Annotated in this window: 10 protein-coding genes; 9 read left to right on the forward strand and 1 reads right to left on the reverse strand. The window is 70.1% G+C overall.

The genetic code is table 11. The annotated features are described in order from the left end of the window. Position 1 precedes the first annotated feature (1 nt). The 5 genes from rpmA to OG700_RS27700 all read left to right on the forward strand — a co-directional run bounded on the left by rpmA (position 2) and on the right by OG700_RS27700 (position 8,384). Complete coding sequence (gene rpmA, locus OG700_RS27680; RefSeq protein ID WP_405618139.1) at positions 2-259, forward strand: 50S ribosomal protein L27; 258 nt, start codon at positions 2-4, stop codon at positions 257-259. A 149-nt stretch (positions 260-408) separates the two neighbouring features. Further along, positions 409-1,845, forward strand: coding sequence for a GTPase ObgE (gene obgE / locus OG700_RS27685; protein ID WP_405618141.1), 1,437 nt, complete (start codon positions 409-411; stop codon positions 1,843-1,845). 406 nt (positions 1,846-2,251) lie between these two features. Beyond that, the gene (locus OG700_RS27690) at positions 2,252-4,288 is read left to right on the forward strand and encodes a glycosyltransferase family 4 protein (RefSeq protein ID WP_405618143.1); all 2,037 of its coding nucleotides are present in this window, start codon (positions 2,252-2,254) and stop codon (positions 4,286-4,288) included. Between the two features lie 304 nt (positions 4,289-4,592). Beyond that, entirely contained in the window at positions 4,593-6,095 is a 1,503-nt protein-coding gene (locus OG700_RS27695; RefSeq protein ID WP_405618145.1) for an SDR family NAD(P)-dependent oxidoreductase, read from the forward strand. 138 nt (positions 6,096-6,233) lie between these two features. After that, positions 6,234-8,384, forward strand: coding sequence for a hypothetical protein (locus OG700_RS27700; protein WP_405618147.1), 2,151 nt, complete (start codon positions 6,234-6,236; stop codon positions 8,382-8,384). A 94-nt stretch (positions 8,385-8,478) separates the two neighbouring features. On the opposite strand, the gene OG700_RS27705 is transcribed toward OG700_RS27700, so the two are convergent. Beyond that, on the reverse strand, positions 8,479-9,963 hold the full coding sequence (locus OG700_RS27705; protein WP_405618149.1) for a hypothetical protein: 1,485 nt from the start codon (positions 9,961-9,963) through the stop codon (positions 8,479-8,481). 340 nt (positions 9,964-10,303) lie between these two features. On the opposite strand from OG700_RS27705, the gene proB reads away from it, so the two are divergent. From proB to OG700_RS27725, 4 genes are all read left to right on the forward strand, one after another. Continuing rightward, complete coding sequence (gene proB, locus OG700_RS27710) at positions 10,304-11,431, forward strand: glutamate 5-kinase (RefSeq protein ID WP_405618151.1); 1,128 nt, start codon at positions 10,304-10,306, stop codon at positions 11,429-11,431. 145 nt (positions 11,432-11,576) lie between these two features. Further along, positions 11,577-12,104, forward strand: a complete 528-nt coding sequence (locus OG700_RS27715) for a hypothetical protein (RefSeq protein ID WP_405618153.1) — start codon at positions 11,577-11,579, stop codon at positions 12,102-12,104. A gap of 116 nt (positions 12,105-12,220) precedes the next feature. Next, positions 12,221-13,513 carry a glutamate-5-semialdehyde dehydrogenase gene (locus OG700_RS27720; RefSeq protein WP_405618155.1) on the forward strand — a complete coding sequence of 431 codons (1,293 nt, stop codon included), beginning with the start codon at positions 12,221-12,223 and terminating at the stop codon, positions 13,511-13,513. Between the two features lie 71 nt (positions 13,514-13,584). Continuing rightward, positions 13,585-14,181 carry a hypothetical protein gene (locus tag OG700_RS27725; RefSeq protein ID WP_405618157.1) on the forward strand — a complete coding sequence of 199 codons (597 nt, stop codon included), beginning with the start codon at positions 13,585-13,587 and terminating at the stop codon, positions 14,179-14,181. Positions 14,182-14,257 lie beyond the last annotated feature (76 nt).

Consider the following 14,257-nt stretch of genomic DNA (forward strand, 5'->3'; position numbering starts at 1 on the left):
CATGGCACACAAGAAGGGCGCATCGTCCACCCGTAACGGGCGCGACTCCAACGCTCAGCGGCTCGGCGTGAAGCGCTTCGGCGGTCAGGTCGTGCTCGCCGGTGAGATCCTTGTCCGCCAGCGTGGCACCCACTTCCACCCCGGTTCGGGTGTGGGCCGTGGTGGCGACGACACGCTGTTCGCGCTCGCCCCCGGGGCGGTCGAGTTCGGCACCCACCGTGGCCGCAAGGTCGTGAACATCGTTCCGGTCGCCGAGTAATTCGGTACCCGTAGAGCGATTTCGATCGGTTTCTCGCGAGGGCGGACCTCACTTCCCGTAAGGGGAAGCGGGTCCGCCCTTCGCTTGTTGAACCGGTTGACACGAGATGTGTGAAGGCAAGACTTTCCGTCTGTACTGGAGGCAACACCATGACCACCTTCGTGGACCGCGTCGAGCTGCATGTCGCCGCGGGTAGCGGAGGCCACGGCTGCGCCTCCGTTCACCGTGAGAAGTTCAAGCCGCTCGGCGGCCCCGACGGCGGCACGGGCGGCCGTGGCGGCGATGTCATCCTGGTCGTGGACCAGGCGGTGACGACGCTCCTGGAGTACCACCACTCGCCGCACCGCAAGGCCACCAACGGCAGGCCCGGCGAGGGCGGCAACCGCTCCGGCAAGGACGGCCAGGATCTCGTCCTGCCCGTCCCCGACGGCACGGTCGTCCTCGACAAGCGGGGCAACGTGATCGCCGACCTCGTCGGCCAGGGCACCACCTACGTCGCCGCCGAGGGCGGCCGCGGCGGTCTCGGCAACGCCGCTCTCGCCTCCGCCCGCCGCAAGGCCCCCGGCTTCGCGCTCCTCGGCGAGCCCGGCCGCTCCGGCGACATCGTCCTGGAGCTCAAGACCGTCGCCGACGTCGCGCTCGTCGGCTACCCGAGCGCCGGCAAGTCGTCGCTGATCTCCGTGCTCTCCGCGGCCAAGCCGAAGATCGCCGACTACCCGTTCACGACGCTCGTCCCCAACCTGGGCGTCGTCACCGCGGGTTCGACCGTCTACACCATCGCGGACGTCCCCGGCCTGATCCCGGGTGCCAGCCAGGGCCGCGGCCTCGGCCTGGAGTTCCTGCGCCATGTGGAGCGCTGCTCGGTCCTCGTGCACATCCTGGACACCGCCACGCTGGAGTCCGAGCGCGACCCGATCTCCGACCTCGACACGATCGAGGAGGAGCTGAAGCAGTACGGCGGTCTCGACGACCGCCCGCGCATCGCGGTCCTCAACAAGATCGACATCCCGGACGGCCTGGACCTCGCCGAGATGATCCGTCCCGAGCTGGAGGCGCGCGGACTGCGGGTGTACGAGGTGTCCGCCGTGGCCCGTACCGGCCTCAAGGAGCTGTCCTTCGCGCTCGCCGAGATCATCTCCGCCCAGCGCGCTGCGAAGCCCGTGGAGGAGGCGACCAGGGTCGTCATCCGGCCGAAGGCGGTGGACGACTCGGGCTTCACCGTCGCGCTGGAGGAGGACGGCCTCTACCGCGTACGCGGTGAGAAGCCCGAACGCTGGGTGCGGCAGACCGACTTCAGCAACGACGAGGCGGTCGGCTATCTCGCGGACCGGCTCAGCCGGCTCGGTGTCGAGGGTGAACTGATGAAGGCCGGTGCCCGCTCCGGCGACGGCGTCGCGATCGGCCCCGAGGACGACGCGGTCGTCTTCGACTGGGAGCCGACCGTGCTGGCCGGCGCCGAGATGCTCGGCCGGCGTGGCGAGGACCACCGGCTGGAGGTGCCGCGCCCGGCGGCGATTCGGCGCAAGGACCGGGACGCGGAAAGGGACGACTCGGACAAGGAGTACGACGATTTCAAGCCGTTCTAGCGGTTCCGGTTCGGCCCCGGTGGGACGCCGTCCGGCTGGGTCCCGACTCGCGTTCGGTTCCGGTTCGGGTCCGTAACCGTCGATTTCGAGTGGTGACGGCTCGATTATGTAACGCAACGGCTTCGATCGCCAAGGCCGCGGCCCGCTCCATCAGGAGCGGACCGCGGCCTTCGTCGTGCGCGCACCGGGCGACGCGCCGGGTTGGCCGAAAGGCATCTACGAGTATGGAGCGATATGGGCGGAATACTGGCTCATACGGTTTCTTTTCAAGTGCTCGCACAACCGACGGCCGCCCTCGCCCGTCTTGCGTTCGAGGGGCGGTCGGGCGCCGCGTGAACCCGTCCGGACCTGAAGGGGAACTTGGGAGTGACCGCCCAGGGGATTCCGCACACCGAACGGAGCGTTGATGAAGATCTCCTTCCTCATCCACACCATCTATGGCATCGGCGGCACCATCCGCACCACGGTGAATCTCGCGGAGGCGTTCGCCGACCAGCACGAGGTGGAGATCGTGTCGGTCTTCCGGCACCGGCCCGTCCCGCTCTTCGACGTCGATCCCCGCATCACACTCGTGCCGCTCATCCACACCTGGAAGGACTCCCCGGCGTACGAGAAGGACCACCCGCTCCATCTCCAGCCCGCCGAGCACTTCCCGCGGTACGAGGCGCGCTACCGCGAGTACAGCAAGCTCACCGACGAACGAGTCAGGGACCACTACGCGGGCTCGGACGCCGACGTCGTCATCGGGACCCGGCCCGGACTCGCCGCGTACGTCGCCCAGTTCGCCCCGGCGAGCGCCGTGCTCATCGGCCAGGAGCACATGACGTACAACCACCACAAGCCCGCGCTGCGGAACGAGATGTACCAGCACATCGACGCGCTCGACGCCTACGTCACCGTCTCCGAGGGCGACGCCGCCGTCTACCGCGAGCGGATGCCGCTGCCCGCGACCCGCGTGCTCGCCGTCCCCAACAGCGTGCCCGAGCCGCCGATCCAGCCGTCCACGGGCTCCGGCACCACCATCGTCGCCGCCGGGCGGCTGTCCTCCGAGAAGCAGTACAGCGTGCTTGTCGACGCCTTCGCCAAGGTCGTCGCCGTCCGCCCGGAGTGGGATCTGCGGATCTACGGCGGCGGCCCGGAGAAGGAGAACCTCCGTAAGCAGATCGACACGCTGGGCCTCTACAACAGCGTGCGTCTCATGGGCTCGGTCTCACCCATCGAGCCGGAGTGGGCGAAGGGCGCCATCGCCGCGTCCACCTCGCGCCACGAGTCCTTCGGGATGACCCTCGTGGAGGCCATGCGCTGCGGCCTGCCCGTCGTCAGCAGCGACTGCGACTACGGCCCCCGGGAAATCCTCCAGCCCGGTGTGGACGGCCTGTTGGTCCCCGTGGCGGACCCCGACGCCGTCGCGCGGGCGCTGCTCACCCTCATCGACGACGAGCCGCTGCGCCGCCGGATGAGCGCGGCGGCCGTACGCAACGCCGCGCGGTTCGACCCCGGCCAGATCGCCAAGAAGTACGAGGAACTCTTCGGCGAGCTGCGGACCGTCGCCGCCCAGCGCGTGGCCGTGGGCGACTTCGCGCCGGTCGCCGACTGTGTGGTCGAGCCCGGTGGCGCGCTGACCGTCTCCCTCGTCGCCCCGCAGGCCGCCGCGGTCGTCCACGACGGCCTGAAGCTGGTCTGTGTGCGCGCCGACGTCCGTACGCAGGAGCATGTCTTCCCGCTGTCCGGCAACGGCACGGTCACGATTGCGGCGGACGCCGCCTTCGCCGAGGGTGTCTGGGAGTGCTACGCCGAACTCCCGGAATCCGGACGGCGGGTACGGCTCGCGGCCCGCTCCGTCGACCAGCGCGGCGCGATGAGCGCGTGCGAACGGGCGCGGGACGGCGAGCCCGTCCACAATCTCGTGCCGTACGCCACCCGGCCCCACAAGCAGCTCGCGCTGCGCTCCTGGGTCCGGCCGATCCACGCGGAGGCCGGTGACATCCGTGTCGACGGCAAGCGCATCACGCTCGCGGGCGAGCTGTACGGCGCCGGCACGATGGACCGGCAGCCCTCGCTGGTGGTACGCCGACGGGGCAAGCCCGCCGAGGAGTTGACGTACGCGGGCACCCGGCAGGGGGAGCGCGGATTCCGCTTCACCTTCCCCGTATCGGGACCGGCCGGACGCCAGATCGCCAGGTCGGAGTCGTGGGACCTGCTGCTCAAGTACGCCCCGGACGCCGCGCCGGTGAAGGTCGCGCGGGTGCTCGACGACGTCGTGGAGAAGCGGCCGATCTACGAGTACCCGGTCACGGAGGTGCGCAAGAGCCGACCGTGGGGACCGTTGCGCAGAGTGGTCCGTAAACTGAGGAGCCGGCCGGCCCAGTGGGTGCGGGTACGGATCATGTACATGGGGACCAACGACCTCATCGTCAACGTGGCGGACGCACCGCTGAAGTAGCGCGGTGCCCCGGCAAACCCGGAAACCCCCTGACGAGCAGGGGATTTCGCTTACGTGGAACTTACTTCGCGGCCGGGAAATAGCGGACGCGAAGTAGAGGTCCGGTGGAGGTACCTGCCCGGTCGGCGGGCCGATGTGGCGTCGGTCACGCCGTACTTGGCCGGATGCGGGCCCAATGTGGCTGGCCAGAGGGTGAACAGATGGTTTCCTGTGAGTGAGGGGCATCCGGCGTCCGCCTTGCGAGACGGTCACGGAGAGTGCGACCATCACAGCGTCCCCCACTCATCTCAAGGTAGGTCGTTCTGTGTCTGTGCCGCATGCAGCCCATCCCCGTACCACGGCCGTCGTGCTCGCCGGCGGTACCGGCCAGCGCGTGGGCCTGTCGATCCCCAAGCAGCTGCTGAAGATCGCGGGGAAGGCTGTCATCGAGCACACGCTGTCGATCTTCGAGCAGTCCGACTCGATCGACGACGTGATCGTGCTGATGGCACCGGGTTTCGTGCCCGACGTGGAGAAGATCGTCGCCAAGGCCGGTCTCACCAAGGTCACGAAGGTCATCGAGGGCGGCCAGACCCGCAACGAGACCACCGAGCGCGCCATTTCGGCACTGGGCGAGGGCCTCGCCGACGGTGAGGACCGCAACGTCCTGTTCCACGACGCCGTCCGTCCGCTGCTGTCACAGCGTGTCATCAAGGACTGTGTCGACGCGCTCGACCGCTATCAGGCCGTCGACGTCGCCATCCCCTCCGCCGACACCATCATCGTGACCCGCACCCACGGCGGTGACGGCGAGTTCATCACCGAGGTCCCCGACCGCTCCCGGCTGCGGCGCGGCCAGACGCCGCAGGCGTTCAAGCTCTCCACGATCCGCAAGGCGTACGAGATCGCGGCGGGCGACCCCAACTTCCAGGCCACCGACGACTGTTCGGTGGTCCTGCGCTATCTGCCCGACGTGCCGATCTACGTGGTCGCGGGCGACGAGTACAACATGAAGGTGACCCAGCCGGTCGACGTCTTCATCGCCGACAAGCTGTTCCAGCTCGCCTCCACCGCCGCCCCCGTCCAGGCGGACGAAGCGGCCTACCGCGAGTTGCTGTCCGGCAAGACCCTGGTCGTCTTCGGCGGTTCGTACGGCATCGGCGCCGACATCGCCTCGCTCGCCGAGCAGTACGGCGCGAAGGTGTACGCGCTGGGCCGCTCCACCACCGGCACCCATGTCGAGAACCCGGAGCACGTGGACGACGCGCTGTCGAAGGCGTACTCCGCGACCGGCCGGATCGACTACGTGATCAACACGGCGGGCGTGCTGCGTATCGGCAAGCTGGCCGAGACGGACAACACGACGATTCAGGAAGCGCTGAACGTCAATTACCTCGCGCCCGTCCAGATCGCCCGCGCCTCGTACAAGTATCTGGCCGAGACCAAGGGCCAGCTGCTCCTCTACACATCGAGCAGCTACACTCGCGGTCGCGCCGAATACAGCCTCTATTCGTCGACCAAGGCGGCCATGGTGAATCTCACCCAGGCCCTCTCGGACGAATGGGCGGGGGACGGCATCCGGGTGAATTGCGTCAATCCGGAACGCACCGCGACCCCGATGCGCACCAAGGCGTTCGGTGTCGAGCCCGCCGGTTCGCTGCTCTCCTCCGAGGCGGTGGCCCGCACGTCGCTCGACGTTCTGCTGTCCGAACTGACCGGTCATGTGATCGACGTACGGCAGCAGGACCCGACCCGGGAGGCCTCCGCCGCGGGCTCGGGATTCGAGCAGGCGCTCGCCTCGGTTCTTGACCGTCAGGAAGATGTGTAATAATTCTCGACAAGTTTGCATTTACGGGCCTTTGCGGTCGCCATTCGGCGAATTGCAGAGGCCCGTGTGCGTGAAGCTCCGGCTTCACAATTCCCGCCAACCATGAAATAACCGGCACCCTCTCCTGGAGCAGGTTTCGTGATTTCGACCGCCATTCGCCTGGCCCGCGTGGGCAGCCGAGCCGAGCTGGCCGCGGCAGCCCTGATGGGGCTGGGATACCCGTGCGTCATGCTCGCCGCGCTGATCCCGAACCTCTGGTTCTTCGCGGCGGCCTGCGCCGTGACCTACGGTGCGGACCGATTCCTGCATCAGCGGAACAGCTATCTGATCAACCGGCTCAACAAGGTCCGGGCCGGTCTGTCGATCCGCTTCCTGGTACGCCAGTTGCTGCTCGTGCTGCTCCTGGCCCGGATGGACCTGGCCGAACAGCCCCTGTTCTACGCGGCGGTCGCCGGTTTCCTGCTCTTCTACGGCATCCAGGCACCCCAGGGCGCGCTGGCGACCCTGATCCGGCTGCGCCGCAGCATGCCGGTCGTCGCCCGCAACGTGGACCTGCACGCCCTGCGCATCCCGGACGCCCCGCCGAACTACCTGGTCAACCGCTCCGCCGAGAAGATGCTGCACCTCGACGTGTTCGCGATGGCCGGCCTGCTCGTCGCCGCCCAGACCGGCACCGACGCGTACGGCTACGCGGGCCTCGGCATCACGCTCGTCCTCGGCGCGATCTACATCCTGCTGCTCGTGCCCTACCTGCGCCGCAGCCGCCACGTGCCGACGGCGCCCGCCGTCCTCGGCGCCGTCGACAACTGGCTGCGGGAGTACCAGCCTTCGGTGGTCCTGTACTTCTCCGGTTCCAAGGAGTCGGCGTACCAGGTCAACATGTGGCTGGAGACCCTGGAGCAGTCCGAGGGCCGGCCGCTGGTCATCATGCGCGAGCGGGCCATCATGACCCAACTCGCCCCGACGTGGCTGCCGGTGCTCTGTGTCCCCGGCGGCACGCACCTGATGAACCTCGACCTGTCGTCGGTCCAGGTCGCGCTCTACGCGGCCAACGTCGGCAAGAACATCCACCTGCTGCGCGTGCCGACCATGAAGCACGTCTTCATCGGCCACGGCGACAGCGACAAGATCGCCAGCGTCAACCCGTTCAGCAAGGTGTACGACGAGGTGTGGACGGCCGGGCGGGCCGGCCGCGACCGGTACGCGCTGGCCGACGTCGGCGTCCGCGACGACGACATCGTCGAGGTGGGCCGCCCGCAACTCGCCCCCATCAGGACCGGCTCGGGCGCGCCGGGACACCCCGTACCGACGATCCTGTACGCCCCCACCTGGGAGGGCTGGGACGACAACCCCGGCAACACCTCACTCCTGCTGGCCGGCGAGAACATCGTCAAGAAGCTGCTGAAGGCCGAGAAGCCGGTCCGGGTCATCTACAAGCCGCACCCGTTCACCGGCATCCGCGACCCGAAGGCCAAGGCCGTCCACAACCGGATCACCGCCATGGTCGGCGCGGCGAACGCGGCCCGCGCCGCCGAACCCCGCTGGACGAAGGAAGCCGCCGACGCGCAGGCCGGACAGGCCGCCGCACGCGCCGAGTTGAGGCGTATCGAGGGCCGACTGGCCGCGCTCACCGCGCCCGGCCGCTCCGGCGGCGACGAGTCGGAGGAGTCACGCGTCTCGCTCGCCGACCCCGAGCGGCTGGACCGGGCGAAGACGCTGCGGGCCGAGTGGAACGACACGTACTGGCGCACCTTCGGCTGGTGGGAGCACAAGGTCGTCTCGGGCGCCGAGCCCAAGCTGTACGACTGCTTCAACCAGTCCGACGGCATGGTTTCGGACATCTCCAGCGTGGTGTCGGACTTCATCGCGAGCGGCAAGCCGTACGCGGTGACCGATTCGGCACAGCTGGGCGTCGAGGAGTTCAAGCGGCAGAACACCGCCGTACGGGCCGCGGTCGTCCTGTCCAACAGCGCGGCGGAACTGGACGAGTTGCTGACGGCGGTCGCCGATCCGGCGGCCGACCGGCTGGCGTCGGCCAGGCGCGAGCTGAAGACGTATCTGCTCGGGCCCGACGAGCCGACGTCGATCCAGCAGTTCAACGCAGCCGTGGCCGCCCTGGGCGCCAAGGCCGCGGCCCGCAACACCGGGGTGGCACAGCGGCTCAGCGCCCAGGAGCAGCCCGGCACGGAGCCGGAGCCCGAGCCCGCCGCCGACCCCGAGGCGGCGGCCGAGAGCGCCGCGGCCGACGCCACGGAGCCGAACGGCGCGCAGGCCCCGGTCGCCCGCTGACGCGACGACACACGTACGGCCGTACGGCCCGGACCGCTCCCCGTGCGGGAGCCCGTCCGGGCCGTACGCGTGTGTGCGGCGGGTCCGCCCCGCCCTACGGCCGCGCGAGCACGTCGCCGAGATGGTGCGCGTAGATCACCCGCCCGCAGGGAGAGATACTGCCCGGCGCACACGACGCGTCGGCGATGTTCGCGCTGTGCTCCGAGACGGACCACAGCAGTGGCGGGGCGCCGGTCGCATTGCCGTGCTCGACGTACAGATCCTCCGGCCCGACAGCGGTCGGGACCTCCCCGCCCACGACCTTCAGCCGCTTGTCCGCGTCCAGCCCGGCCCGGAAGATGCTGCCGTTGGAGTACTTACGGCTCTGGTTGACGAAGAAGTCGTCCCGGTACCGCGCGACGCCCTGAGTTCCCTCCTCGGGAAGGTAGTTGCCCCAGCCCGCCGTGTCGGTGACGCCACCGGTCGAGGCGATCTCACCGGTGTCACCGTTCAGCGGGAAGGCGCTGACCCGGCCCGTCGACGGCAGTGCGGACGTGGCGCGGCAGTACTCGCCCATCAGCAGCTGGTCGGGGGTCGCCGATCGGTCGAGCGAGAGGTACGACGCCTTCGGCGCGCCACGGTCCTGGCAGGTCGTGACCTGGTGGCTGTTGTGCTGCGGCTCGGCGAAGATCCAGGTGGCGACCTGCGGCATCACGTAGCGGTAGCCGTAGCTGTACCAGACGTTGTTCTGCCGTCCCACCTGGCGCTTGTCCCGCACGTTCGACTTGAGGCCGTCGGCGGTCGGGTCGTCGGTCGCGGCGTCGCCGTCCGGGTTGAGATCCATGATGTAGCGCATGTCGAAGACCCGCACGCCGTTCATGGTGTCCGCGACATAGAGGTAGTTGCCGTACCAGACCATGCCGCCGGCGTGGATCCCGTTCTGCTGCGGATTCTCCGAGGCGTGGACCGCGTCGAACGAGGTGTTGCCGGGATTGTTGACGTACGGCCAGGCCAGCAGCACATGGCGGTACTTGTCGGTCGCCGGGTCGAGGAAGGTGACCCGGATGCCCTTCTCGTTGCAGGCATCCGATTCGGCAGCCGTACAGCCGTTGCCGCGGCCGGGATTCTCGGTGTCGTACGCGCCGATCAGAATCGGCCGTGCCGTGCCCCACACCTCGTCCTGCTGGGCGTCCGAGACCCCCGAGACCGCCTGCGGGATCCACTCGGTGCTGGTGGCGTCGTCCGGCTCCCAGCAGAACTTCCGGACCGGGGCGAGCGGGGCGCCGCGATCACCCCGCCCGAACGGGTCCGTGGCACAGGCGGCTCCGGTCGTCACCTTCCGATTGGCCTGGGCCAGGAGGTTCTGGACGCCCTGCTTGGGCAGCGCGGCGTCCAGCGCCTTGATACGGCCGCTGAGATCGCTGCCCTTGCGCATGGCGAACTGACCGGGATCGGTGGTCCCGCCCGGCGCGCTCCAGTCCCGCGCGGCCGACTCCGGCGGGGCGGCCTTTCGGGCGTCCGGCTCCTGCGCCGTCCCCGTGGGCCGCTGATCGGGCGGCGGCGTGGGACCTGCTGCGTCGCCCGCCGCCGGGAGGGTCATGACACTCACCGTGAGTGCCGCGACGGCGGCGATCGTGAGGATTCGTCCGCGGCGTGGGCCTGTGATCCGTCGTTTGATCCGTCGTTGTGGCAATGCGCTCTCCCCCTGAATCGGATGTGAATCGGATGTGAATCGGCTGTGGCTCGGATCTGGTTCGGATGGATGGAAGGGGACGAACCGATGCTCGCAGAGCCGCAGTTGACGGCGCCCATGGTTTTCCCGCCGGGTGTGTCGGCGCTCCTCCCACCCCTCCCGGACCCTGTCCGGGCTCCGTTCGCGCCCTGTCCAGCGCGTGAAACGAGCGCGCGCCGACGCGACCCGCTGGCATAGATTCGGGCGCGTGACAGTGGCAAGGCAGTACGTATCGGAAGCCCGCAGGATCGTCGTCAAGGTCGGCTCCTCCTCGCTCACCACCGCCTCCGGCGGACTCGACGCCGACCGCGTCGACGCCCTCGTCGACGTACTCGCCAAGGCCCGCGGCGGCGGCGAGAAGGAGATCGTGCTGGTCTCCAGCGGCGCCATCGCCGCCGGTCTCGCCCCACTCGGGCTCGCGCGCCGCCCACGCGACCTCGCCCGCCAGCAGGCGGCGGCCAGCGTCGGGCAGGGGCTGCTCGTCGCCCGCTACGCCTCGTCCTTCGCGCGCCATGGGCTGCGCGTCGGCCAGATCCTGCTCACCACCGACGACACCAGCCGTCGCTCCCACTACCGCAACGCCTACCGCACCCTGGACCAGTTGCTCACCATGGGCATCGTCCCGGTCGTCAACGAGAACGACACCGTCGCCACCGACGAGATCCGCTTCGGCGACAACGACCGGCTGGCCGCGCTCGTCGCCCATCTCGTCCGCGCCGACCTGCTCGTCCTTCTCTCGGACGTCGACGGCCTGTACGACGGCGACCCCAGCAAGCCGGGCACCGCGCGGATCGCCCGCGTCGACGGCCCCGCCGACCTGGTCGGCGTCTCCATGGGCAGCGCGGGCAAGGCCGGGCTCGGTACCGGCGGGATGGTCACCAAGGTCGAGGCGGCCAGGATCGCCGCCGCCGCGGGCATTCCCGTCGTACTGACGTCGGCCGGACACGCGGGCGACGGCCTCGCCGGACGTGACACCGGCACGTACTTCGGCCGGACCGGGCGCCGGTCGGCCGGCCGGCTGCTCTGGCTCGCCCACGCCTCCACCCCGCAGGGCGCGCTGACCCTCGACGACGGCGCCGTACGGGCCGTGGTCGAGCGGCGCACCTCACTGCTGCCGGCCGGGATCGCCGCGGTCGAGGGCGAGTTCAGCGCGGGGGATCCGGTCGAGCTGCGGGACACGGCGGGCCGGGCCGTCGCGCGTGGTCTGGTCAACTTCGACGCCAAGGAGATTCCCCAGCTACTCGGCCGCTCCACCCGGGACCTGGCACGGGATCTGGGGCCCGCGTACGAGCGGGAGGTCGTACACAGAGACGATCTGGTCATCCTGCATCCCTGACCTTCCCCTGAAACGGCTGAAACTCCGGTTTTTTGGAAGGGACCTTTACCGAAAGCACCCCATGCCCCGTCCCGGGCTGGTCAACTTTGTCTCAGGGGAACGAGGCGGGGTAGCAGTAGGACGACGCAGCGACAGGAGGCCGCCGGTGAGACGAACGCGCCCGGGGGCGGGGTCCCCCGGGTCAGGAGGAGGCACCTTGCACGCCCGGAGGGCCGCGGGGGAAGAGCGGACGTTGACCAGCGTCGGAGCCGGGCCGGACTTCGACGCCTTCGACGACGTACAGGATCCGGGCACGTCCCGGAAGACACAGTCGCGCGGGGAGGACCGCGCGGCGTCGAAGCTCTGGCACATCACGCTCAGCGTGTCGGGTTCCGAGGCGCCGCTCACCGAGGTCAGACGGGGCCTCGAACAGCTCGCCCACGACCATCCGTTCCTGCTGACCAGCAGATACGCGAACGACCACGCGGAGATCCGCTACTGGGAAGAGGCCAGGGATCTGCACGACGCCGCGGCCGTCGCGCTGCGGCTCTGGGGGGAGCACCGGTCGAGCGCCAAGCTGCCGCCGTGGGAGATCGTCGGCCTCGAAGTCATCGACAGGGAGACCTACCACCTGCGCATCGCGGAGGGCTACGGCCCACCGCCCGCGGCGCCGGTGGGCGTCCACCCGTTCTGACGGCCGGGGCGGAGCCGGGGCGAGCAGGGGCCGCGCCCTACACCGTAGAGGTCGCGGCCGTCTCGCAGTACGGGATACGGGGGAAGTGCCCGCAGCGCGCGCATTACTCTGCGGGCATGACCTCGCTCTCGCCGTACGACAACCTGACCCCGGTCACCAGGACCGCCTACCGCGCCCGCTCCGCCGCCGCCGATCTCGCCCCACTGCCGCGCTCGGTCAAGGACGACGCGCTGCTGGCGATCGCCGACGCCCTTGAGGTCCGCACGCAGGAGATCATCAAGGCGAACGACGAGGATGTCGCGCGGGCCAGGGAAGCGGGCACCAGCGAGGCGATCATCGACCGGCTGACCCTCACGCCCGAGCGGGTACGGGCCATCGCCGCCGACGTACGGGACGTGGCCGCGCTGCCCGATCCGGTCGGCGAGGTGGTGCGCGGATCGACCCTCCCCAACGGGATCGACCTGCGCCAGGTGCGCGTCCCGCTCGGCGTCGTCGGGATCATCTACGAGGCCCGCCCCAATGTCACCGTGGACGCGGCGGCGCTCTGCCTGAAGTCCGGCAACGCCGTACTGCTGCGCGGCTCGTCCTCCGCGTACTCCTCCAACACCGCGCTCGTACGCGTGCTGCGCGACGCCGTCGGCGGGGCCGGGCTGCCGGCCGACGCCGTCCAGCTCGTGCCCGGCGAGAACCGCGACTCCGTACGCGAACTGATGCGCGCCCGCGGTCTGGTGGACGTGCTGATCCCGCGCGGTGGCGCCTCGCTGATCCGTACGGTCGTCGAGGAGTCCACCGTCCCCGTCATCGAGACCGGCACCGGCAACTGCCATGTCTACGTGGACGCCGAGACCGACCTCGACATGGCGGTCGACATCCTCATCAACTCCAAGGCGCAGCGCCCGAGCGTCTGCAACGCCGCCGAGACGCTCCTGGTCCACCAGGACGTCGCCGCCGCGTTCCTGCCGCGTGCCCTGGACGCGCTCGCCGAGGCCGGGGTCACCGTGCACGCCGACGAGCGGGTGCTGGAGTTCGCGGCGGCGGCGGGCGGCACGAAGGCCACCGTCGTGGCGGCCACCGCGGAGGACTGGGAGACCGAGTACCTGTCGTACGACATCGCCGCCGCCGTGGTCGACTCGCTGGACGCGGCCGTCGCCCACATCCGGCTCTGGTCCTCCGGGCACACCGAGGCCATCGTCACCACCTCGCAGGCGGCGGCCCGCCGCTTCACCCAGTTGGTCGACTCCACGACCGTCGCGGTCAACGTGTCGACGCGGTTCACCGACGGCGGCCAGTTCGGCTTCGGCGCCGAGATCGGCATCTCCACGCAGAAGCTCCACGCGCGGGGGCCGATGGGGCTGCCGGAGCTGACCTCGACCAAGTACATCGTCACGGGTGACGGTCACACCCGGTAGTGGGGTGGGGGAATCCGGGGGAATCTCCGCTGTCTCTGCCGAAAACGCCCTCCCCGGTCTACTCTGAGATGGTGCCGGACGACGTGGGGGGCAAGCCGTTCCCGGACGGCTGGGAGCCCGACGACGACCGCGGAGGCGCGGACGAGGACTTCGCCTCCGTGGTGTTCGACGAGGACTTCATCCGGTCCGCACCCGTCCATGAACCGACCGCCGTCGAGCGGCTGCTGGCCGCCGCGCAGGCGCGCGCCGACGCCGAGGCGGCCCGTGCGCGGTCCTACGGAGGCTCGTCCGACGACGACCGCTACGAGGACGGCTTCGGCCCGGAGGGTGAGTACGGCGACCGACGGCCGTACGGCGCCGCGTACGACCCGGACGATCCGCACGGCGACTTCGGCCCCTACGGACGCCACGGCGGCGCCCTGCGCCCCTACCGCGGCAGCGCCCGCTGGCACCGGCCCGTCGCCTGGATTCTCGCCGTGGTGATGGGCATCGGGATGGTCGCCCTCGCGTTCACCGCCGTCTACCGAGGGGCCTCGGGCAACCGCCAGGACCGGGTGCCGCCGCCCGCCACGACGGGCGTCGACACATCGCGCGGCGGAGGCGGTCCGGCGGCCTCGACGCGGTACTCGGTCCCCGAGGTCTCGGCGGTGCCGCGCAGCACCCAGTGAGGCCCGCGTCGGTCGCATGTGTCCCGTCAGTCCCAAGAGCCTCGTGAGTCCCGGGGGAGCGTGGTGACGCCGCGTC

The sequence above is a fragment of the Streptomyces sp. NBC_01508 genome (assembly GCF_045040315.1).
GTDB lineage: Bacteria > Actinomycetota > Actinomycetes > Streptomycetales > Streptomycetaceae > Streptomyces.